General features: G+C 59.7%; 22 protein-coding genes and 1 pseudogene. 13 read left to right on the top strand and 10 right to left on the bottom strand.

All coding sequences use genetic code 11. The features are described 5' to 3' along the window. The first annotated feature begins 24 nt into the window (after positions 1-24). Entirely contained in the window at positions 25-393 is a 369-nt protein-coding gene (locus J3P97_RS17570; protein WP_434601273.1) for a hypothetical protein, read from the top strand. A 76-nt stretch (positions 394-469) separates the two neighbouring features. Here the strand turns inward: J3P97_RS17570 and J3P97_RS17575 are convergent, their stop codons facing one another. From J3P97_RS17575 to J3P97_RS17595, 5 genes are all read right to left on the bottom strand, one after another. Beyond that, the gene (locus tag J3P97_RS17575) at positions 470-1,990 is read right to left on the bottom strand and encodes a nucleobase:cation symporter-2 family protein (protein ID WP_434672394.1); all 1,521 of its coding nucleotides are present in this window, start codon (positions 1,988-1,990) and stop codon (positions 470-472) included. Between the two features lie 131 nt (positions 1,991-2,121). Continuing rightward, complete coding sequence (locus tag J3P97_RS17580; RefSeq protein WP_434672395.1) at positions 2,122-2,949, bottom strand: arylamine N-acetyltransferase family protein; 828 nt, start codon at positions 2,947-2,949, stop codon at positions 2,122-2,124. A 99-nt stretch (positions 2,950-3,048) separates the two neighbouring features. Next, the gene (gene xth / locus J3P97_RS17585) at positions 3,049-3,843 is read right to left on the bottom strand and encodes an exodeoxyribonuclease III (RefSeq protein ID WP_434601276.1); all 795 of its coding nucleotides are present in this window, start codon (positions 3,841-3,843) and stop codon (positions 3,049-3,051) included. Positions 3,844-3,913: 70 nt separating this feature from the next. Beyond that, positions 3,914-6,490, bottom strand: coding sequence for a bifunctional diguanylate cyclase/phosphodiesterase (locus J3P97_RS17590; RefSeq protein WP_434672396.1), 2,577 nt, complete (start codon positions 6,488-6,490; stop codon positions 3,914-3,916). 199 nt (positions 6,491-6,689) lie between these two features. Continuing rightward, on the bottom strand, positions 6,690-8,261 hold the full coding sequence (locus tag J3P97_RS17595; protein ID WP_434672397.1) for a diguanylate cyclase: 1,572 nt from the start codon (positions 8,259-8,261) through the stop codon (positions 6,690-6,692). Positions 8,262-8,523: 262 nt separating this feature from the next. Here J3P97_RS17595 and chrA point away from each other — a divergent pair, with 262 nt between their 5' ends. The 5 genes and pseudogenes from chrA to J3P97_RS17620 all read left to right on the top strand — a co-directional run bounded on the left by chrA (position 8,524) and on the right by J3P97_RS17620 (position 12,348). Then, on the top strand, positions 8,524-9,882 hold the full coding sequence (gene chrA, locus J3P97_RS17600; RefSeq protein ID WP_434672398.1) for a chromate efflux transporter: 1,359 nt from the start codon (positions 8,524-8,526) through the stop codon (positions 9,880-9,882). A 155-nt stretch (positions 9,883-10,037) separates the two neighbouring features. Continuing rightward, positions 10,038-11,189 (top strand): mechanosensitive ion channel family protein, encoded by a 1,152-nt coding sequence (locus tag J3P97_RS17605; protein ID WP_434672399.1) that lies wholly within the window; start codon positions 10,038-10,040, stop codon positions 11,187-11,189. 96 nt (positions 11,190-11,285) lie between these two features. Continuing rightward, positions 11,286-11,432 (top strand): annotated as a pseudogene (locus tag J3P97_RS17610) (type II toxin-antitoxin system RelE/ParE family toxin); the annotation flags it as partial. Between the two features lie 2 nt (positions 11,433-11,434). Further along, the gene (locus J3P97_RS17615) at positions 11,435-11,722 is read left to right on the top strand and encodes a helix-turn-helix domain-containing protein (RefSeq protein ID WP_434601281.1); all 288 of its coding nucleotides are present in this window, start codon (positions 11,435-11,437) and stop codon (positions 11,720-11,722) included. Between the two features lie 149 nt (positions 11,723-11,871). Then, positions 11,872-12,348: a hypothetical protein gene (locus J3P97_RS17620; protein ID WP_434672400.1), complete on the top strand. Its 477-nt coding sequence runs from the start codon at positions 11,872-11,874 to the stop codon at positions 12,346-12,348. A 47-nt stretch (positions 12,349-12,395) separates the two neighbouring features. Here J3P97_RS17620 and J3P97_RS17625 read toward each other — a convergent pair whose 3' ends face one another. Together J3P97_RS17625 and J3P97_RS17630 are read right to left on the bottom strand one after the other, a co-directional pair. Further along, positions 12,396-12,671: a hypothetical protein gene (locus tag J3P97_RS17625; RefSeq protein WP_434601283.1), complete on the bottom strand. Its 276-nt coding sequence runs from the start codon at positions 12,669-12,671 to the stop codon at positions 12,396-12,398. 160 nt (positions 12,672-12,831) lie between these two features. After that, entirely contained in the window at positions 12,832-14,064 is a 1,233-nt protein-coding gene (locus J3P97_RS17630) for an MFS transporter (protein WP_434672401.1), read from the bottom strand. Between J3P97_RS17630 and J3P97_RS17635 the strand changes: the two genes are divergently transcribed. Beyond that, complete coding sequence (locus J3P97_RS17635; RefSeq protein WP_434672402.1) at positions 14,063-14,206, top strand: hypothetical protein; 144 nt, start codon at positions 14,063-14,065, stop codon at positions 14,204-14,206. The two genes, J3P97_RS17630 and J3P97_RS17635, sit on opposite strands and share 2 nt — an antisense overlap. 18 nt (positions 14,207-14,224) lie before the next feature. Here J3P97_RS17635 and J3P97_RS17640 read toward each other — a convergent pair whose 3' ends face one another. Continuing rightward, positions 14,225-15,274 (bottom strand): NAD(P)-dependent alcohol dehydrogenase, encoded by a 1,050-nt coding sequence (locus J3P97_RS17640; protein WP_434672403.1) that lies wholly within the window; start codon positions 15,272-15,274, stop codon positions 14,225-14,227. Between the two features lie 180 nt (positions 15,275-15,454). Between J3P97_RS17640 and J3P97_RS17645 the strand changes: the two genes are divergently transcribed. From J3P97_RS17645 to J3P97_RS17655, 3 genes are all read left to right on the top strand, one after another. Beyond that, the gene (locus tag J3P97_RS17645; RefSeq protein WP_434672404.1) at positions 15,455-16,366 is read left to right on the top strand and encodes an AraC family transcriptional regulator N-terminal domain-containing protein; all 912 of its coding nucleotides are present in this window, start codon (positions 15,455-15,457) and stop codon (positions 16,364-16,366) included. Between the two features lie 158 nt (positions 16,367-16,524). Further along, complete coding sequence (locus tag J3P97_RS17650) at positions 16,525-16,812, top strand: BrnT family toxin (protein ID WP_434674569.1); 288 nt, start codon at positions 16,525-16,527, stop codon at positions 16,810-16,812. Continuing rightward, on the top strand, positions 16,809-17,174 hold the full coding sequence (locus J3P97_RS17655) for a BrnA antitoxin family protein (RefSeq protein ID WP_434672405.1): 366 nt from the start codon (positions 16,809-16,811) through the stop codon (positions 17,172-17,174). Before J3P97_RS17650 ends, J3P97_RS17655 begins: the two co-directional genes overlap by 4 nt. Before the next feature lie 38 nt (positions 17,175-17,212). On the opposite strand, the gene J3P97_RS17660 is transcribed toward J3P97_RS17655, so the two are convergent. Both J3P97_RS17660 and J3P97_RS17665 read right to left on the bottom strand, forming a co-directional pair. Then, positions 17,213-18,064 (bottom strand): TIGR03915 family putative DNA repair protein, encoded by an 852-nt coding sequence (locus J3P97_RS17660; RefSeq protein ID WP_434672406.1) that lies wholly within the window; start codon positions 18,062-18,064, stop codon positions 17,213-17,215. Continuing rightward, positions 18,061-19,281: a putative DNA modification/repair radical SAM protein gene (locus J3P97_RS17665; RefSeq protein WP_434573140.1), complete on the bottom strand. Its 1,221-nt coding sequence runs from the start codon at positions 19,279-19,281 to the stop codon at positions 18,061-18,063. Before J3P97_RS17665 ends, J3P97_RS17660 begins: the two co-directional genes overlap by 4 nt. Positions 19,282-19,450: 169 nt before the next feature. Between J3P97_RS17665 and J3P97_RS17670 the strand changes: the two genes are divergently transcribed. The 3 genes from J3P97_RS17670 to J3P97_RS17680 all read left to right on the top strand — a co-directional run bounded on the left by J3P97_RS17670 (position 19,451) and on the right by J3P97_RS17680 (position 22,070). Beyond that, positions 19,451-19,621, top strand: coding sequence for a YhfG family protein (locus J3P97_RS17670; RefSeq protein ID WP_434672407.1), 171 nt, complete (start codon positions 19,451-19,453; stop codon positions 19,619-19,621). Beyond that, on the top strand, positions 19,621-20,220 hold the full coding sequence (locus tag J3P97_RS17675) for a putative adenosine monophosphate-protein transferase Fic (RefSeq protein ID WP_434672408.1): 600 nt from the start codon (positions 19,621-19,623) through the stop codon (positions 20,218-20,220). Before J3P97_RS17670 ends, J3P97_RS17675 begins: the two co-directional genes overlap by 1 nt. A gap of 800 nt (positions 20,221-21,020) precedes the next feature. After that, entirely contained in the window at positions 21,021-22,070 is a 1,050-nt protein-coding gene (locus J3P97_RS17680) for an AAA family ATPase (protein WP_434672409.1), read from the top strand. Positions 22,071-22,381 lie beyond the last annotated feature (311 nt).

Here is a 22,381-nt window from a genome sequence, read left to right on the forward strand (position 1 = left end):
CCGGGGCCGGAACGAGGAAACGCCATGAAACGCAAACTTCCCATTATCGCCCTGCTCGTGGGGGCACTCACGGTCACCGGCCAGGCATCCGCCCATGGTCGCGGTGGTTGGGAGGGTCCCGCGGTGTTTGGTGCGATCGTCGGCTCGGCCATTGTCGGCTCTGCACTCATCAGCCGCGACCGACCGGTTTATGTCCAGCAACCGGTGTATGTCCAGCCACAACCGGTCTACGTGCAACAACCTGTCTATGTGCAACAACCGCCACCGGTCTATTACGCGCCGCAACCGGTATACATCGAGCGCCCGGTCTACTATCGCCCGGCGCCGGTGTATTACGGGCCACCACGGGGCTATTACTATGGCCCGCCGCGCGGCCATTACGGTCGCTGGTAGTCCGTTCAGGGGTCATAAAAAAGCAGCCGGTGATCGATGATCACCGGCTGCTTTTTTTACTCTTTCGATCGCCAGATCAGACGTGCTCGCTGCTCTTCAGCCGCACCGGGCCGTGCTCTTCCGGCGAGTGGGCAAGTTCCGCCACTACTGGAATCTCGTTGCCGTCGCAGTCATGCAATTTTCCGTCGCTGAAATAGTCGCCTTCACGCAGTGCAGCCAGGTCCTGGTAGCGCAGCACCCGCTCGGTACCGGCGGCAAAAACTGACTGCTGGTCGGAGTTGCCGGCAGTGAAATGGTTGAACGCCAGGTTCAGGATAATCGCCATGATTGCCGAAGAACTGATCCCCGAATGGAAGATCGTCGCGAACCAGCTGGGAAAATGGTCGTAGAAGTTCGGTGCGGCGATCGGGATCATGCCGAAGCCAATGGAAGTGGCGACGATGATCAGGTTGACGTTGTTGCGATAGTCGACCTTCGACAGGGTTCGGATACCACTGGCGGCAACCGTACCGAACAGCACGATACCAGCACCACCGAGCACCGAGGTCGGCACGGCGGCGATCACCCGCCCCATGAATGGCAGCAGTCCGAGCACCACCAGAAATATCCCGCCAGTCGCCACGACAAAACGGCTCTTGATGCCGGTCACCGCCACCAGCCCGACGTTCTGGGCAAAGGCACTCTGGGTGAAGGAGCCGAAGATCGGGGCGATCATGCTCGACAGCATATCGGCTCGCAGACCATTGCCCAGACGGCGGGAATCGACCTTGGTGTCGATGATTTCCCCCACCGCCAGGATGTCAGCGGAGGTCTCCACCAGCGTCACCATGATCACGATACACATCGACAGGATCGCCGCGATGTGGAAAGTCGGCATGCCGAAGTGGAACGGCGTCGGAAACCCGAACATCGGGCCTTCGCTGACGGACGAAAAGTCCGCCATACCGAGGAATACCGCGATGACGGTGCCGATGACCATCGCCAGCAGGATCGACAGGCGGGAAATCGTCGCACTGCCCATTTTGCTCAGTACCAACACCAGTACCAGGGTCAGCGCAGCCAGGCCGATGTTCGCCATGCTGCCGAAATCCGCGGCGTGGCTGTTGCCGCCCATGGCCCAGCGCGCCGCCACCGGCATCAGCGTCAGGCCTATGGTGGTGATGACGATGCCGGTGACCAGCGGCGGGAAGAACCGGGTGATGCGCGAGAATACTGGAGTGATCAACAAGCCGATCAGGGACGCCGCGATTACCGCACCAAGGATGGCCTGGAAGCCCCCTTCCCCGCCGGTTCCAACGATCGCCACCATGGTCGCGACGCCGGAGAACGAAACGCCCTGCACCAGCGGCAACTGGCAGCCAAAGAACGGCAGGCCAAGCGTTTGCAGCAATGTCGCCAGCCCTCCCGCGAACAATGACGCCGCGATCAGCAGACCGATGTCCGCCGGCGACAAGCCGGCCGCCTGGCCGATGATCAAGGGCACCGCGACGATGCCGCCGTACATGGTCAACACATGTTGCAGGCCGTAAGCCATATTCGCGCCGACGCCAAGGTTTTCGTCCTCGGGCCGTGGGAGTGAAACATGGGGCGTTTTCATGGTTCGGGGGTTCCCTGTTTTTTGTTATGCGCACACTGTATTCAAAACTTAGGACAAATGTCTATAGAGTTGTATACAACTTGTTGCGCATTGATCACGGACAAGGTTGCAAATCCCGAACCAGATTGCATTCAACTTCGCGTTATCAGTCCTTCCAGCGCCGGCCGCAGCAGTTCCCGTGGCGGCACCCGCAGCCCGAACTCCGTCTCCAGCAGCTCAATCAACTCGTCGGCGTCCATGATTGTGCGTCGCTCACTTTCCTGCCCGATCCGGTGCACGGCATAGCTGTTGCCGTTGAGGGTCTTGCGCAACCCGTCACCCGTGCGGGCGACCATCAACCGGTCCTTGAACTGGGAATCCGGATGGCTGCAGACGTACCAGTTGCCGACGATGTAATCGATCTCTTCCTGGCGCTGCAGGTCGAACAGGTACATCGGCCGCCATTCGCCCCCTACGTTGGCGCTCAGCATGTAGCCGTCTTCAGTGGTCTCGATGCGGTATGGCTCGTGAGGAGTCGCCTGGACCTCGCGACTGTCCAGCAACAGTGGCGCGGTCGGCACCATGCCACCGAAGCCGACGTCGGTTACATAGCGCACGCCGTCAAGCGTCACCAGGCTCAAGCGATGGGTGCGTGCGGTCCAGGCGCCTTCAGGTGCGTTCATCACTACTCGCCCGGTAATGCCGCGGGCCTCGAAGCCCAGGTCCTGCAAAAGGGCCAGGAATAACTGATTGAGCTCGTAGCAATAACCGCCGCGCCCTTGCTCGAAGATTTTTCGTTCCACCGACTCAAGGTCGATCGGCACCGGCTGCCCCAGCAGCGTCGCGAGGGTTTCGAAGGGGAACTCGGCCGTATGACGCCACTGCAACTGGCGCAACGAATCGAGCGTCGGGGGTGGCGCCGTGTCGAAATCCAGGCGCCGCAGATAACGAGCGCAATCACTCAGTCGAGGTTGGTTCATGGGGTGTCCTTTCCTGTTCAGGTGCAGGGCTTGTGCAGGCACCCCGCCGTTGGCACAGGTATAAGGCATTTCCCCTGGGTGGACAATGATTTGGCGATTTCAACGGCGCTTGCGCGAAGACAGACGAATCCACGTCGGGGCATGGTCGCTGGGGTGTGGCTGGTTTCTGACCCAGGCATCCACCCCCGCCTCGCTCAGGTAGGCACTGGCGGCAGGGTTGAGCAACAGGTGGTCGATACGTAGCCCGGAGTTTTTTTGCCAGTGCTGGCGGAAATAGTCCCAGAACGTATAGATCCGTTCTTGCGGGTAGAGATGTCGCAGCGCATCCGTCCAGCCCTGATCCAGCAGGCGCTGGTACCGCTCGCGGCTTTCCGGCTGCAACAGGGCATCCTTGAGCCAGGAGCGTGGGTTGTAGATGTCGAAGTCAGTGGGCACGACGTTGTAGTCGCCCGCCAGCACGACCGGGTGATCGCTGGCTTGTAGCCCCTGGGCATAATCGATCAGCCGCTCGAACCAGGCCAGCTTGTAGTCGAACTTCGGACCAGGCTGCGGATTGCCGTTGGGCAGATAAAGGCAACCTACCAGGACGCCATGCACGGCCGCCTCGATATACCGACTGTGGCTGTCTTCCTCTCCGCCCGGCAGGCCGCGCCGACTCTCCAGCGGTTGCGCATCGCGGGCCAGGATCGCGACGCCATTCCAGGAAGCCTGGCCGTGCCAGATCGCCCCGTACCCGGCCGACTCAAGCTCCGCCGCCGGAAAATCCTTGTCCGCCGCCTTCAACTCCTGCAAGCAGGCGATGTCGGGTTTCTCCCGCTCCAGCCACTCCAGCAGGTTGGGCAGCCGAGCCCGGATACCGTTGATATTGAAGGTAGCGATTCGCAGCTTTTTCATGGGCAGGCAACTCGAAAAACCAAAGTACTAGCTGTGACCGATGACAAGCCGCGGAGGTTGCAACAACCGCTCAGGAGCCGGTTTTCGACAGGGGCGGAGCGCTTTCCAGCAGATGCGCGAACGCCTGCTTGTCGATGGGGCGGCTGAGAAAATACCCTTGCACTTCGTGGCATTCATCCGAGCCCAGCGTGCCCAGTTGGGCCAGGGTTTCGACACCTTCGGCGGTGACCGTCAGGCCCATGGCCTTGCCCAGGTTGATGATCGCCTGGACCACGGCGCGGTCGTTGCTGCTGTTGCTCATGGAGGCGATGAAGCGCTTGTCGATCTTGATGCCATCAAACGGATAGGTGCGCAAATAACCGAGCGACGAATAGCCGGTACCAAAATCGTCCATGTTCAGGCGCACCCCCAGTTCCTTGAGCGCATTCATGACCTGGAGCGCACCGTCCACATCGTTCAGCATGACGTTCTCGGTGATTTCCAGCTCCAGGCGACTCGCCGGGAAGTGGGTTTCGATCAATACCTGGCGCACGTCCTCGACCACATCGCTGCGTTCGAATTGCGCAGGCGAGAGGTTGACCGAGACCATCAGCTCGCCCGGCCAGGTCAACGCGGTTTCGCAGGCCTCGCGTAACACCCAACGCCCAAGCGGGACAATCAGGTCGGTTTGCTCGGCAAGCGGGATAAACGCGTCGGGGCCCAGCAAGCCTTGGGTCGGATGTTGCCAACGGACCAGCGCCTCGACAGCGACGATGGTCTTGCCATCCACGGTATAGCGAGGCTGAAAATGCAGGACAAACTCATTTTTCTTCAATGCCTGGCGAAGGTCGCTTTCCAGCTGGCGACGATGCTGGATCTGGTCGTTCATGTGCGAGGCGAAGTAGCACCAGGTCTTCTTGCCCTCGGATTTGGCCTGGTACAGGGCGATGTCGGCGCAACGGATCAACTCGCCCGGCACATAACCTTGGCGCCGGCTTACGGCAATGCCGATGCTGGCGCCTATGTGCAATGAATGGGTCTCGTAATGGATCGGTTGCTGCAGGCTGTCGATCAGCCGTGCGCAAAACCGGTCGATTTCGGTGGAGTGCTCCACTGCGCTGAGTACCACCACGAACTCATCCCCACCCAGGCGCGCCACCAGATCGTGCTCTCGGGTGCAGTCGCGCAGGCGCTGTGCCACTTCCAGCAGCACCGCATCGCCGGCCGGGTGGCCCAGTGAATCGTTGATCGGCTTGAAGTTATCCAGATCCACCATCAGCAAGGCCAGCGGTACGGAATGCTCCTTGGCAAGCAATGCATCGTCCAGGTGCCGGGCCAACTTGTTTCGATTCGGCAGGCCGGTCAGCGCATCGTGCATCGACAGATGCTGGACCTGGGCGTGGGCGGCCACTTCATCGGTGATGTCGCTGGCGGTACCGCGATAGCCCGTTACCACGGCCTTGTCGTAGATCGGCCGCGCCGATACCCGACAAAATCGCAACTGTCCGGAATGGTCGCGGTAGGAACACCGCAGGTTGCTGGCATTCTGTTCTTCGACCAGTTTGCCCAGCCACAAGGCAATCGGCGTGGTGTCGCAATACAGCAACTGTTCGATGTCCTGTCCCAGCCATTGCTGATCGGAAAAACCGGTAACGGTGTTGAAACGCCCCGACAGATAGGTGATGCGCCGCTGGCTGTCGATTTCCCATATCCAGTCCGACGCCGCCTCCGCCACGGCACGGAAGCGCTCTTCGCTCGCCTGGAGCGCCTGCTTTGAGGTTTCCAGGCTGTCGTAGCTGGCGTCCACCTGTCGAGCGGTGCGCATGGCATAGCGGAAAAAATAAGCGGTGAGCAACGCCAGGATCAGCAACGCCCCGCCCAATGGCGGAACCAGAGACCACAACAATTGGTGGCCTGGCCGCTCCAGCCGGGATACCAGGCTGTAACCGGTGCTATCCAGCGGTACGGCTGGCTGACCGGTCGCCAGCGCCGTATCTTTCACCAGGTTCAACTCGTTCAGGCCGTAGCTCTTGCCTACCTTGCGAAGCTTGACCGGCGTTAGCTGGTCGACAAAAAGCAGCACCGACGTCCCCTTGGCCTCGACCTGAGGACGTTCGTCGTTGGGCAGGATCACCGAAGCCGTGACGATGGCCGGCCAGCCTTCGAACAAGGTGGAGCGGATCATGGGCCGGGTCAGGTCCGGTTGCGCCTGGAGCTGATCGACAAGGTCCCTCAGCGGTGTATCGATATAGGCCGTCGCCTCTGCCTGGACATTTTGTCCCCGCACCACCGCATATTTGGTGCGTTCACGGTCGATGACGAACACCCCTTCGTATTCATCGTTGGTGAACAGGGTCTTGCCGATGTTCTGCTCGGCATAGGCCCATTGCACATCGACCTCGCCGTTAAGACGCTCATAGCCGGTGGTCCAGTAGGCGTAACTGGCCATGTAGTTTTTCGACGCGGTGATGCGATTCTCGAGCGCGCGCTCGATGTAGAAGTGGGTCTTGCCCACATCGTCCGCGTCCAGCTTTTGCGCAATGTTGAACAGCGCGGCGACAGCCATCAGGACACCCATTACGAACAGCACGCCGACCGCCACCACCAGGCGACGGGTAATCGGCGTATGACGCGTGACGTCAGGGGGGATATCGGCAGAGGTGTCCATTGACCTGCTCCTGTCCTTCGGCGTTGGCTTCGCCGTGCAAACTTCACTGCATGAACTGCGTTTGACCCTTGGGTTTTCTTAACCTTAGCAGCCGCTGCCACGTCAGTTGGCGAGCCTACAGAGTTTGACGAAAAGGGCTACGCGCCGCCTGTGGGTTGAACAATGGACCTCGATCCGCCGCCGATGATTCCGACGAATCTCAGCGATCGGAACGCTCCAGCGCATCGAACGAGTCTTCCCTGGACAACGCCGCGACACAGTTGCGACCGCTGTGTTTGGCCTGATACAGCGCCGCATCGGCTCGCTGGATGAAGACTTCCGTATTGTCCAGGCTGCTGGGCACGAAGGCATGGCAACCCAGGCTCACCGTCAGGTAGCCGGAGGGGGCAGCCGAATGGGTAATCTGCTTGTCGATGACGCGGCGGCGGATCTGTTCGGCCAATGCCATGGCGCCGTGCAGGTTGGTATCGGGCAGCAGGACAGCAAACTCTTCGCCGCCATAACGCACCGCCAGGTCGGCCTTGCGGTGACAGCAGTCCTTGAGCACCTTCGCGACCTCCGCCAGGCAATGATCACCCGCGACATGCCCGTAGGTATCGTTGTAGCGCTTGAAAAAATCGATGTCGAGCATGATCAGGCTCAGGGGGCTGCGCTGGCGGGCGCCTCGGCCGAACTCGATGCCCAGGGCCCGCTCGAACAGCCGGCGGTTCGCCAGCCCGGTCAGGCTGTCATGAGTGGCGATCAGTTCCAGCGCTTGCTGGGCCTTGCGCAGGTCCGCTTCTATCCGCTCGCTGTTACGCACCTGATGCACGAAAACCCAGCCAAACAGACAGATACCCAGCACCACCAAGGCCACGATCAGGCTCGATTGCACCGCCCGGTCATACCAGCCCGCCAGGATCGCTGACTCGGACATCGCGGCAACGACCACCAGTGGGTAGGCTTGCAGATGCCGATGGCCATAGAGCCTGACGATATTATCGGTGTCGGAGCGGATCATCTCATCGCCGGAAGCCCCCACCACAGGATCGTGCTGGAAAATATGATGCCGCGCCATGGACGCACCAATCAGCGCCTCGTCGAAGGGCCGGCGCGCCAGCAAAGTCCCATCGGACAACGCCAGGGCCATCTCGCCTTGGTCATCGAGATTAAAACTCTTCAGGAACTGGTCGAAATACGACATCTTGATCCCGGCCATCAGCACGCCCTGGAAATTGCCTTTGCGGTCATTCAGCCGACGGGAAACGGGGATGATCCATTCGCCGTTCTGCCGGCTGCGGATCGCCGGGCCGATATGGGCGACGAGCGAGGCATTCTCCTGGTGAAACTGGAAATACTCGCGATCCGCGATACCGGATCCCCGGTGCAGCTTTTCAAACGAGGTGATGATCCACTGGCCGCTCTTGTCGAACAGAAACAGGCCATGCAGTTGTTCCAGAGATTGCACGCGCCGGGCGAATGTCTGCTGCAGGCGCGCACGCACGGCCGGGCCGTAGCCATCGATCTGGATCCCGTCTGCCAGGCTGCCGAGCACGAGATCGGCCTGCAGGAAAGTATCCTGGGCCTGCTGGGCCATGGCACGGGTAAGGTTGGCCGAAGCAATCCGCGCCGACTCCAGGTCGTGACGACGAGATTGCTCCAGTTGCAGATAGAGCAAACCGCAGAGGCACAGGCAAACCGCCGCAATAAACGCCACCGCAGCCTTGAGCAATGGCAGGCGCTTGAGGGTGCCGCCGGGCGCATGGAGCGGATCGTTGATGGGGATAGGCAAGCGAATTCCTGAAGAGGGCAAAGCATGAGCAAAACGCTCAAAGCCCCCAATATTCGTGAGCTTAGCGTACCGCTTGGAGGCCGGCAATTTGCCAGTGGGGCGAAGTCGATGGATGGCGCAGTGGATCCAAAATCCCCCTCATCATTTGGCAATTCTGCCGCCCCTTGGCGCGTTTTTTTTACACGCGAGCCTTACCGGGGGCTATCTAAAACGTGTCTCGCCCCATAACGTAGGTGGTCTTTATATCAAGGCCCCGCGGACCATGAGCACTCCGAACCAGCGCACTGTAGAACAGGTACAGGCCAGACCGTCGACCGTCAGCCTGCGAGAGGCCTTCTGGTTCTGGCTGAAACTGGGTTTCATCAGCTTCGGCGGACCGGCGGGCCAGATCTCGATCATGCACCAGGAATTGGTGGAGCGTCGGCGCTGGATCTCCGAGCGTCGCTTCCTCCACGCCTTGAACTACTGCATGCTGCTGCCCGGCCCCGAGGCCCAGCAACTGGCGACGTACCTGGGCTGGCTGATGCATCGAACCTGGGGCGGAATAATCGCCGGGGCGTTGTTCGTCCTGCCTTCGCTGTTCATTCTCATCACATTATCCTGGCTATACGTCGCCTTTGGCGAAGTGCCGGTGGTAGCCGGCATTTTTTATGGCATCAAGCCCGCCGTGACGGCGATCGTCGTGCATGCCGCGCACCGGATAGGCTCGCGCGCGCTCAAGAACAACTGGCTGTGGGCAATCGCCGCCGCGTCGTTTACGGCGATCTTCGCCTTCAACGTACCCTTCCCGCTAATCGTACTGGGGGCGGCGGTCGTCGGTTACTTCGGTGGTCGCTGGGCACCGGCAAAGTTCAGCCTGGGCGGTCACGATGCCAGGCACAAGTCGTTCGGCCCTGCCCTGATCGATGACGATACACCGACCCCGGAACACGCTCGTTTCAGTGCCACCCGCCTGGCCCGACTGTTGATCGTCGGGGCGCTGCTGTGGATTCTGCCGATAGGCCTGTTGACCGCGATGTTTGGTTGGGAAGGAACCTTGACGCAGATGGCCTGGTTCTTTACCAAGGCGGCACTGCTGACTTTCGGCGGCGCCTATGCGGTTCTGCCCTACGTGTATCAAGGCGCCGTCGGACATTTCGGCTGGCTGACACCGACCCAGATGATTGACGGCCTGGCCCTGGGCGAAACCACTCCGGGACCGCTGATCATGGTAGTCGCGTTCGTCGGTTTCGTCGGGGGTTACGTGACTCAGGTGTTCGGCCCCGAACAGGCGTTTCTGGCGGGCGCGGTTGCGGCCACGCTGGTGACCTGGTTCACCTTCCTGCCCTCGTTCCTGTTCATCCTGGCCGGCGGTCCGCTGGTGGAATCGACCCATGACGAGTTGAAATTCACCGCGCCGCTCACAGCGATCACCGCGGCGGTGGTGGGTGTGATTCTCAACCTGGCCTGCTTCTTTGGTTACCACGTGCTCTGGCCCAAGGGCTTCAACGCAGCACTGGACTGGCCATCGGCAATTCTTGCAGTCGCGGCGTTCATTGCACTGTTCCGCTATAAACGCGGCGTCATCCAGGTGCTGCTGGCCTGCGGCCTGGCCGGGCTGGCGGTGCACCTGCTGCGCTAAGAGAGGCGCTTGAGTCGGATCAGCGGCCCATGCCCGGGGCCGCTGACGGCAAGAAAATTGAACGGGCCTCTGCCACCTGCGAACTAACCAAGTTCATGGCCCGGCCGGTGCGGCCAGGGCACAACCTGAACAGAAATGGCACAGGTGATCCATCCATGGACTCAAGCTCCCTCGATATTTTTACCGACACCCAGGTACTGGGCATTTCCATCGCCAATTGGCTGCTGGCACTGAGCGTGATGACGGTGAGTTTCATCATCGCCAGGGCTGGCGTCGGTTTTCTGTTGAAAAACGTGCGTGCCCGGGCACAAAAACCCGACGCTTATGTCAGCCACATCGCCGTCGAAGTACTGTCCAGTACCAGCAATACTTTGTTATTGCTGGCCTCGATCCTGATCGGCGTTGGCGTACTGGACTTGCCGGAACGCTGGCTGAGTCGAGTCAGCAGCCTCTGGTTCGTGGTGGCGGCCCTGCAAGTGGGATTATGGGCAAACCGAGCGATCGCCCTGGCGCTGATGCATTATTTCGCCCGCCACAGCCACTCCGACATCCATCAGAAAAGCGCCTTGGCCACCCTGAGCCTGTGGGGTGCGAAAGTATTTCTCTGGGCGGTGGTGCTCCTGGCGATGCTTTCCAACCTGGGCGTGAACATCACGGCGTTCGTTGCCAGCCTCGGCGTGGGCGGCATCGCCGTGGCGCTCGCGGTGCAGAATATCCTCGGGGACCTGTTCGCTTCGCTGTCGATTGCCGTGGACAAACCTTTCGAAGTCGGCGACTTCATCGTCGTCGGCTCCCTGGCCGGGACCGTGGAACATGTCGGCCTGAAGACCACGCGAATCCGCAGCCTGGGTGGCGAGCAGATCGTCATGGCGAACGCCGGCATGATCAGCACTACCATCCAGAACTACAAACGCCTGCAGGAGCGCCGTATCGTCTTCGAATTCGCCCTGCCCCAGGAATGCTCGACAGAGCAACTGCGGCAAGTGCCCGTCATCGTCGAAAAGATCATCAAGGCCCAGGAAAAAACCCGCTTCGACCGCGCGCATTTTCGTGGTTTCGGCGAAAGCGCACTGGAGTTCGAAACGGTCTATATCGTGCTGGACCCCAGCTACAACGTCTACATGGACATCCAGCAGGCGATCAACCTGGGCATGATGGAAGAATTCGCCAGGATCGGCGTGCGCTTCGCCATGCCGTCACGCGCGGTGCATGTGGCTTCGTTGCCGGATGCGGTTGAGCGGATGGCCAGCAGAGGCAACGAGAGGACCCCCACGCAAAGCACCCCCTCGTTTCGGGCGCAACACTGAGTCCACGCAGACGTTGGAGATTGCCGTTACAACTCACCAGATGAATAGGGGAGCTGCGTCCTATAGCATTGTCCGCCGGTAAGCCAATGGCGTACAAAACGGGGCGGAGCTCGGGTGATTTACTATCACTTCAACTCGGCCTCACAGATTGCCTTACTGATGATCTATCCGAAAAACGAACAGCAAGACTTGACGGGTGATCAACGCAAGGCGTTGAAAATGATCGTCGAGCAATGGAGATAACCATGAGCAGATTTTTCGATGAGCTGATGGAAAGCGTGCAACAGATGGATGAGATTGTCCGAGGAGAGCGCCAGCCGTCCCGGGAATTCATCGTCGATGCGCTGCAGGTGAAGGAGATACGAAAAGCCACCGGCCTGACCCAAGCCAAGTTTGCAGCATTGATCGACGTTCAGTTGGGCACGCTACGCAATTGGGAGCAAGGGCGGCGCGAGCCAACCGGTCCCGCGAAAGCTCTGTTGCGCGCTATTCATAACGACCCTGAACACGTCATCAATGCCCTCGCCATATAGGTCACCAGATTCGAAAGGCTACTCGCATATGGCTGCGAAACACCCGAAATCAGCTCGCTGCGCAAAACGAAACCGCGCCATGACCCAGCGCAACTGAGCCCCCCACTCCTTCAGCTACGCTCAACCTATCACCACGACAGGGAATCGACATGAGCAAGGCAGACGAACTCGCGGCGAAGCTGAGGCAGGCCCAACGAACCCCAGCCGGCATCGACAACTGCGCCGACCTGGCCATCGAACACTGGCCCGGCCAGGTCTACGACTTGTACCGTCAGATCGAAACCTGGCTGGCGCCGGTGTGTGAGGCGGGCCTGGTTATCCGGCGCAATCCGACCCACGTCTTCGAGCGCCACTCCAGCGGTTCGACGTACAACTACGCCATTGACCAATTGGTGATCGAGGGCAACCACCGGCGCATCTCGCTCGATCCGATCGCCCGCTTCTCCACTAGCGCAGAGGGATGCATCGAAATCCATATGCAAGGCGTGAAGCACTGCATCCTGCGCACCGTGGGCGAGCATGGCGAATCGCTTTGGCAGCTACGGCCGGCCGGGCAACACACCGAACCCCTGGCGCTGGATGAAGGGGCTCTTCTCTTGATCATCGAGGAAGGGTTGGGGCTTTAAAGCAAATGGGCGACCTATTGAGTCGCCCATTTCTGTAGACGGGAAGTTCAGCCGGCAGCCGATTCAAACGCTGCATCGGGCCCGCTTTGCACGGGATTGCCAGGCGTAGCCGTTTGCCGGCCGACCAGGACCGCCAAGGCGTTATCGATCTCGTCAGCCGCGCCTTGAGCGTGCTGGGCTTCCGCCCAGCCCCAGTAGCGCTCGGACACCAGCCCGCCCACAGCCTGCGCGCAAAGTTCATCACAACTGACGCCCATCTTGCCCGCGGCCGCAATGACAGCCAGGAGCGCCTGCTCCAATTGGGAAATTCTTTCAGTAGACACAACTAACCAACTCGGTAGGTAACGAGCCTGAAGCTTACCAAGATATCAATATGCCACCAAACTGTAGGCGCCCAACGGTCTCGTCCAGCTTCGGTTGCCCGATAACATCAGGGATTTTTTTCCCCTGCTTATGGATCAACGAAGCCTGCATTGGTTTCGATCAGTTTGACTCTCGCACCGCGCCATATGTCGCGTCGCTCGACGCTTGCGAAGACTTGCGAGCCGCGGCACGGGCCGCCAGCATGGTCAGCACCGCCGCAACGACCAATACGGCCGCGCTGGTTTCAAACGTCGCCCGATAACCGCTCAGGTCGAACAGGACGCCACCCACCGTGGCACCAGACGCAATGGCGAGCTGGACGATCGCCACCATCAATCCGCCGCCGGCCTCGGCATTTTCCGGCAACGTCCTGGCCAACCAGGTCCACCAGCCAACAGGCGCCGCCGTTGCCACCAGCCCCCAGACACCCAGCAGCACCGCGGTCATTACCGCTGACCCGCCGAACGCAACCAGCGCAAGAGCGATTGCAGCCATCAACAACGGGATGCCGATGAGGGTCCGATACAGGCCGTTCCTCAAGAACGAACCGATCAGGAAGGTTCCGAGCAAACCGGCCAGGCCAATCACCAGCAAAATGAACGACAACAGCGGCACGCTCACCTGCGTCACCGTTTCGAGGAAGGGACGCAGATAGGTGAACAACATGAACTGGCCCATGAAGAACGTGCTGACGGCCAGCATGCCCAACGCAACCGGTGCCTGGGTCATCAGTCTGAAAGGATTGCCGCTGTCCTGCTTCACCCGCGAGGGCAGCGAGGGCAGGCTCAACAGCAACCACGCCAGGGCGAGCGCGGCGACAGGCACGATGCAGAAGAACGCGCCACGCCAACCGATGATTGCTCCCAGGAAGCTGCCCAATGGCGCAGCGACTACCGTCGCCAAGGCATTGCCGCCGTTGACGATGGCCAATGCGCGGGGAACCTTGTCCGCCGGCACCAGGCGCATGGCCGTAGCCGCCGACAGCGACCAGAAGCCGCCAATCGCAACGCCGATCAAGGCGCGGCCGACCATGAACGTCACGTAGTCGGGGGCCAGCGCAGCCACTGTGCCGGAAACGATCATCAGCAGTGTCAATGCCGAGAGCAGCCATTTGCGATCGACCCGGGCGGCAATCGAGGCGACGAACAGGCTGGTGACCAGGGCGAAGGCGCCGGAGACGGCGATGCCTTGGCCGGCCTGCCCTTCGCTGACATGAAGGTCCGCCGCTACCGGTGTCAGCAGGCTGACCGGCATGAATTCCGAGGCGACCAGCGCGAAGGCAGCCAACGACATGGCCAGCACCGCGCCCCACGCAGGCTTACCCTGCGGGGTGGGCGATAAAGTATGGGTCATGGATAACAACCTGAAATTTATGGAAGGGCTCGAAACCCTTGGGCGAGCGAGCTCGCTCGCGATGACGACGGCACAATCCACGCACAGGCGACTGGAACACCGCGATCGCGAGCAGGCCCGCTCCCGCATCAATCGGGCCTGAACGCTTTGAGGCTTACATTCAACCGGCCAACGTAGCGTTGTCGATCACGAAGCGATACTTGACGTCGCCCTTGAGCATCCGCTCATAGGACGCGTTGATCTGATCGGCACGAACCAGCTCGATGTCGGCAACGATGCCGTGCTCAGCGCAGAAATCCAGCATTTCCTGAGTCTCGGCAATCCCACCGATCATCGAGCCGGCAATGGTTCGACGCTTCAGGATCAAGTTGAAGACGTTGGGCGACGAATGAGGCGTCGCTGGAGCGCCCACCAAGGTCATCGCGCCGTCGCGCTTGAGCAATACCAGGAAAACGTCGAGGTCGTGGGGCGCCGCCACGGTGTTGAGGATGAAGTCGAAGCTCTTGGCGTGGGCGGCCATTTCATCAGCATTACGCGACACGATGACTTCATCGGCGCCCAACTGCCGGGCGGCCTCGCGCTTGGATTCCGAAGTAGTAAACGCCACGACATGCGCGCCCATCGCGTGAGCGAGCTTGATGCCCATGTGCCCCAGGCCACCGATACCGACCACGCCGACTTTCTTGCCCGGCCCGGCGTTCCAGTGACGCAATGGCGAATAGGTGGTGATGCCTGCACAAAGCAGTGGCGCGACGGCGGCCAATTGCTCTTCGGGGTGACGGATGCGCAGCACATAACGCTCATGCACCACGATGTTCTGCGAGTAGCCACCCAGGGTCCAGCCCGGTTCATCCGGCGTCGGGAAGTTGTAGGTACCGATCATGCCGTCGCAGTAGTTTTCCAGGCCGCTTTCGCAGTCCTCGCAGTGCTTGCAGCTGTCGACAACGCAGCCGACGCCGACCAGATCACCGGTCTTGAACGCGGAAACATGGGCGCCCACCGCCGACACGCGGCCAACGATTTCGTGGCCAGGGACGCAAGGGAACTGAGTGCCTGCCCACTCGGCGCGCACCTGGTGCAGGTCCGAGTGGCAGATCCCACAAAAGGCGATGTCGATTTGCACGTCGTGCGCGCCGGGTGCGCGGCGATTGATTTGCATCGGTTCAAGGGGTTTGTCGCCCGCGTGGGCGCCGTAGGCTTGTACACGCATGAGATGACTCCTTGTTGAGTTGAATTCGACTGGCAGTTTCAGGGACCGGCGCCATTCGCCGGTAGAACATTTCGCTGAAGTTCTTGCCCGATCCTGTGAGCCTGCTTATTTGCCGTAGGCAGCGCTTCGCTTGGCGAGTTAAGGTTCTGCCTATAACTATCACCCCGACAGACAATCGACATGACCAGCCACGGCAAATCTCCGCAAAAGATGCTCGCGGACCTCATCGCTCCCCGGACCACAGAATCGGGGGACGTCGAAACGTCGATGCCCGGCCTCTGCCTCTTCCGGCGCGACGCCCCTGCCCCGCCCGCGACCTGCATGATCGAACCGAGCATCGTCCTCGTCGCCCAAGGGATGAAGCAGGTCTGGATTGGTGGCCAGGCGTATGGTTACGACACCGGGCGATTCCTGATGACTTCACTGGATATGCCGGCGAACTCCGAAGTGATGGTCGCGAGCCCGGAACAGCCATGCCTGGGCCTGGTCCTGAGGCTGGATTTGCGCATGGTTGCCGATCTGGTCGCCCAAGGCGGGCTGGCGCCGCGTCTTGAGCGCCCGGTCGGGATTGGTGCGGGCATCGGCACCAGCACAGCGGACTTCCTGGCGCCGTTCGTACGCCTGCTGGCATTGCTGGATGAACCCGAGGCGATCCCCATCCTGGCGCCGCTGATCCAGCGCGAGATCCATTACCGGCTACTGATGAGCGACCAGGCGGCGCGGCTGCGCCAGATCGCGTCCGTCGACAGCCAGGGCTACCGGATCGCCAAGGCCATCGACTGGCTGAAGTTGAACTACGCCGCGCCAATCCGCGTGGATGACCTGGCGGCGCGGGTGCAGATGAGCGCCCCGACCTTTCACCATCACTTCCGCCAGCTCACGGCGATGAGCCCCCTGCAATATCAGAAATGGCTGCGGCTAAACGAAGCAAAACGGCTGATGCTCAACGAACACCTGGACGTGGCCAGCGCCGCCTACCGAGTGGGTTACGAAAGCCCCTCGCAGTTCAGCCGCGAATACGCCCGCCTGTTCGGTGCACCGCCCAAGCGGGACATTGCGGCGTTGCGCAGGCCGATCACATCGAGCAGATAGTCGCATAGCTACGGACGAGCGATGGACTGATCTTGAAATGGATGAATCTCAAAACCCTGAAACGAGGACACGCACTTCGCCGTATGGTTGAGGCAATCGCCTTGGCTGACCAGACAAAAGAGCTGACGCAGGGTCTTTTTTATACATATAGAATATGCATAACGAAAACATTCAGAGTTCAGTATGATCCGGCGAAAAACGTTGCGAACAAACGGAAACACAAAGTAAGCCTGGCGGACGCCGAAGCCGTATTTTATGACGATATGGCCCTTGAGCGGGAGGACAGCGATCATGATGAAAAACGGTGGATTATCATGGGGCAAGACGCAACTGGTCGTGTCCTCGTCATTGCATACACCTACCGCGAGCCGGATTTCGTTCGCGTGATCAGCGCTCGCATAGCGTCCAAAAATGAACTGCATCAGTACCTGGAGGGTGACCTATGAGAGAGGAATATGATTTCAGCACCGCCAAGCGCGGGCCCGTTGCGAGCAGTAAAGGCAAGACTCGCATCACTATCATGCTTGACGACGACGTGATCGAAGCGGCTCGCGAGTGCGCCGAAAGCGCTGGCACTGGGTATCAAACCCTCATCAACAATCTGCTGCGTCAGGCCCTGGTGTCTGAAACTGCCCACAACCTGGCACCAGCAGCAGCTCGGAAGCGGGAGCGGACAGTCAACCCCTATGCAAACGGTATCACCCGATCCGACGTGAAGGATCTGGAGAAAAGGCTAGCCGCCATGACTGATGAATTGCATAAGATGATGGATGCACCTAAGCCCCGCAAGACCAAGGCATCGGTATGATCTGAGAAACACTGGTTCACTCGGAACAAGGCGCCGCCTTAACCCGGTGCCTCTGCCACGCCCCCTACAACAATCCGCTTCCCCATCTTCTCCCCCACCTCCAAAGCCTGCCCATCCCTCTGCTTCCCCTGCCGCGCCTGCCCCACCAGTTGAGGAATCAATTCCCCTTCAGGCAAATGCTTCCAGAACCGCCCGGGCATGTGCTGGCGCAACGCGGTCGGGTTGAGCCTCGCCGGGTTGAAGATGTGCCTGTAATAGGTACGCCACAACTCGGCGCCGGGGTCTTCGGCGTGGCGGGCCCATTGTTGCCATTGCGCGGGGCAGTGGCGCTGGTAATCCAGCGATTGGCCGTCGAAACGAATACCGTCGCGAGGCGTTGCAATCAGCCAGCGTTGCCGACCAAGCCGCTCGGCAAAATGGCCGCTCGCGCTCTCAAGGATGTCGTGCGCCGGCTGGTGGAACGCCACCAGGTCCAACTGCAATTGTTCTGCCACGGCTGGCGGCAAGGGAATGAAGCGCACGAAGGCGTGCAAGTGATGAGCCTCGCGACTGACCTGCTTGATGCGCCGTTGCAACTCGCTGCCCAGGCGATCGCCCGCGAGCATGGCGGTGCGGTCGCCATGCGCTACGCGCCAGAGCACTTCGTACAACAGGTTCCAGCGCTGTTCGCCGTGATAACGACTGGCCTGTTGCAACTGGCTCAACAACGCTGCCGGGACGCGAGTGCGGAACGGACCCGGGCCTTGCGGCAAGGGCGTCGGCATTGCCAACAGATCGGCCATGGGGCCCTGGGCCCAAGTCACGTCACAGGGGTCTATTCCATGACCAAGCAACGTCCGGCCCTGGTCGCGCCAGATGGCGAAATCGTCATCGCAATCCAGCGCGATCATCCCCACAGCCCCATTTGTACAGGCCTTTGCGGATCGCGCAAACGTGCCCGCAGCAAGCCGCTGCGCGTTTGCGCGTCAGCGGGCCGGTAATCGCTGGTCACAATGAACGGGCGGGCCTTTTCCAGCACGCAGCGCAACTGCACCAGATCGTCATACCGAATCCGCCGCTCCCTGCGCAGCGTCACCAGGCGCTGCACGCTACGCAGGCCGATCCCGGGAATGCGCGCCAGCAGGGCCGGCTCGGCACGGTTGAGGTCGAGTGGAAACACATCGCGATTAGCCAGCGCCCAGGCCAGCTTCGGATCAATGTCCAGGTCCAGGTTGCTGGACGTGTTCAACAGCTCGCCCGCCTTGTAGCCGTAGCCACGCATCAGGAAGTCGGCTTGATACAGCCGATGCTCGCGCAGTAACGGCGGCGCGGCGAGCGGCACACTGGCGGGGCTGTCGGGAATCGGACTGAAGGCGGAATAGTAGACCCGCCGCAAACCATAGCCCTGGTAGAGCGACTCGGCGTTGCTCAGGATGGCATGGTCGTCGGTGGCATCCGCTCCCACGATCACCTGGGTGCTCTGCCCGGCCGGCGCAAAGCGCGGCGCCCGCGGCTCGCCAGCCACCGCCTGCTGACCGTCATGGATGGTGCCCATGGCCTGACGAATCGTGATCAATTGCTTTTCCGGCGCGAGGCGCTTGAGACTCACCTCGGAGGACAGTTCGATGTTCACGCTCAGGCGATCCGCCAGCCGACCCGCCTCCTCGATCAATAGCGGATCGGCATCGGGAATGGTCTTGAGGTGAATGTAGCCTCGGAATTGATGCTCCTCCCGTAGCAAGCGCGCCACGCGAACCAGTTGCTCCATGGTGTAATCGGCCGAGCGAATGATGCCGGAACTCAGGAACAGCCCGCTGATACAATTGCGACGATAGAAATCCAGCGTCAACCGCACCACTTCCTCCGGCGTAAAGCGCGCCCTCGGCACGTTGCTGGAACGACGGTTGACGCAATACTGGCAGTCGTATAGACAGAAATTGGTCAGCAACACCTTGAGCAGCGAGACACAGCGCCCATCCGGCGTATAACTGTGGCAGATCCCCATGCCATCCGTGGCCCCAAGCCCATCGCGACCGCGCGAACTGCGCTTGGGCGCCCCACTGCTGGCACACGACGCGTCATATTTAGCGGCGTCTGCAAGAATGCCGAGCTTGGCGATGAGCTGCATGGAGAATTCCCGAATACTGGATGCATGAACAGTATTTGGAGATGCGCCGATATGCAAGCCCCGTTGGTCAATCCGTTTGCCGATGGAAGACTGATCCCGACCGCGACATAGGCCTCGCCGGGGCGATGGGCTATAATTCGCCAACCAACGCGATTCGAGGTCCACCCCGATGGGCACTGTCAGCCTGGAAACAAAAAAGGCCTACGCGGCCAGGACTCGCCGGTCCAACTACGCGGCCAGCCTGCGTCTGGAAGGGTTCAAGGTGTCTGCGCATGACGGAGAAGACAAGCTGCCTTCCCGTGAGGAAGTCTTGAAGACCTTCACCAAGACCCGAGCCTGATGCCCGACAAATACGGCGTCGGCGAAGACGCCTATTGTTACCCGGGCTCTACGGTCCTGCGCAATAAACTCGATATCCGCGATGAACAGACCCTGAGCGAAGCCGAACAACAGCTCTCGGCCATCGCTGCGAGCCATGTCGAATTCAACCCTCCTCCTTACAGCCTGCCTTATTTGCAGAATATTCATCGAGCGCTGTTCTCGGACCTGTTCGAATGGGCCGGAGCGCTGCGGACCGTTGGCATGGCCAAGCAAGCCACGCGTTTTTGCCAACCTGAATACATGGAAAAGGAAGCCAACAAGATATTCGCCAACCTGGCGGCGTCGAACTGGTTCGAGGGACTGAGCAGAACTGAACTGATCATCGCCGTGGCAGATGCCTATTCCGATATCAACATCATCCACCCATTCCGCGAAGGCAACGGCCGCGCCCAGCGCATCCTGTTCGAACACCTCATCATGAATGCCGGATTCGAGATCAGTTGGTGGGGGATCGATAAAGACGAATGGATCGACGCCAATATCGCGGCTTATAACTGTGTGCTGGGCCCCATGGAGGCGGTTTTTGAGAAGTGCATTGGGAACATGATTCAGATCTGAGCCGCGGACAGTTGCACTTCATCACTGATAAACTGCGCCCATCCGCCCCTTCTGATTCAAATTCCCAATGTCTTTACACGCCGCTCCGCTGTCCCGCCGCTTTTCTGTTGCACCCATGATGGATTGGAGCTACTGAACCAAAGCGCCTTTAAAACAAAGGCCTATAGCTGACTCATCGTTACCTCGTACCATTTCTGTACCATTCGACTCCATTCGCCCCACACTTTTTTCCTGACTAGCCCGTGCTGGGCATCAGTCAGGTAACTGTCAGAAAGGGTCAATTGACGAGCCCACGAAAGTGGAAGCTGCTCAGCAGTGTTCTGAGCTACCAATACATGCCCTATTTTTTTGCCCACTTCTTCGGTGCAATTGTCTGGTGTACTCTGCCCGCACACAAATAGTCGAGAGCAAAACGTGTGACGGCTGCTTAGTCGCACAAACGTAAAGCCATGTTCACTCATTTAGAATCGAGTGGAGGCGGTTTCGAGCGTAAGCTTGCGATCGCCCCACGAAGCTCACAGGGCCAAAATTGGTTCACGATCTTTCTCGCTGAAAATGGGGGGCGAAAAAGCTTTTTGCTGAGGTGCCTTACAGAAGCGGCCCTGGGGAGGTCCCGCTATACGCCTGAACGGGGTAGGCCAATCCTTTTGTTACCTCCGAATGAGCTTCCTAATCGGGTGATTGCCATATCTGGCACCCCTTTAGATCGCTTTCCACGGGCTGGAACACGTGATCTAAAGTCGAAGCGTCGTCGATACAACGACGACTTCGTTTACCTTGGCCCCCGCGCGAGTAACGGGATGGCTGGTGTGGCCCAAAGCGAGCGAAGCTTCGTCGGATCGCTGATCACGAATCGCCACCTACTTAAGGAAAGGGCGAAGTTGCTTGAGCGTGCCTTCTCACTGCTCGACCTTAATCCTTACGTAGAGGTCTTCTTGGCGGTGGTTCCTGGTAAGGAACCAAGTGTTAGCTCTCAAGAGGAAGAGACGCTGTATGAACTCGAAAAGGTCGGTTTGACCAAGGGTGACTCTGGGCGTGATGATCTGCGGAAAGCGCTCATGGAGATGAGGGCTAATGCCCCCGAAGTCCTCAATACTCTAAATAAGTTCGGGAGGAAAAATTTACCTCTAAAATTCGGCATTACTACCGGAATTTACAATAGCAGGTATGGGTTCACTATTGGGATGTGGGAACTCCTCCTACGCATGGGGCGCGTGGCAGTGGCAAGCACACTGTTCTATAAGCTCAAGAACCAAGCACCAATCTCTGGTGAAATGCTTAGTTCAGGCCAGTGGGGATGGCTAGGAACGTTTGGATCTCTAGTTGCTGAAATTCGACATAACTCCCTCATCTTGGTTGACGAGCCAGAGAACAGCCTCCATCCAAGATGGCAGCAGGAGTTCATCAGGGAGCTGCACGCCATCGTTTCTGGATTTGATAATTGCCAGGTCGTAGTGGCGACGCACTCGCCACTAATCGCCTCAGGGGTGTCACAGGAGTGGGGAAGCATTCGCACTCTGACCCGCCCTCGCCGTGCAGGAGCATACGTCCGAAGTGAGGAGGTTCCTACAGCGTTCGGCTGGAGCGCCTCTGATGTTTACGATGGCCCATTTGGGCTGTCGTCGACGAGAGCGCCTGACTTTCTTGAGATCGCTAACACCGCACTAAAAAAGCTTTCTGCTGGAGCGGCTATCAATCCCAATCAGCGAAACCAATGGATCGAGCAAATCACTGAAAATAGCAAGGCTCTGCCGCAGTTAGATCCTATGCGGGATGTTCTAGAAAGCATCATCCAAAGGCTCAGCACATCGGCCCAAACCCGCGTTGTCAGCAGAAAGGGCAGTGAATGACGCGATACACAAGGATCGTGTTCACAGCGGCAGATAGCGATCTGTTGGCCGAAGTAAGAGCGTGCGTCGGCAAGTGGTCCACGAGTTTGAATCCGATTGTCCGACTTCGTGATCGACTCTTGAGCTTGCAGAAATTTCGTTGCGTTTACTGCCAGGCCCCCATTGAAGCAGAGGAAATTGGTTATAGGGAGCTTGAGCACATTCTGCCAAAGGGGAAGAGTTCAAGATGCACGGAGAAGAGCGGCACTAGTAATCTCGCCTCCAAGAGGCGAGCAACGCTTGGATATCCCGAATTCATGTTCGAACCACTC

This window comes from Pseudomonas sp. R1-15, from assembly GCF_051132085.1.
Taxonomy (GTDB): domain Bacteria; phylum Pseudomonadota; class Gammaproteobacteria; order Pseudomonadales; family Pseudomonadaceae; genus Aquipseudomonas.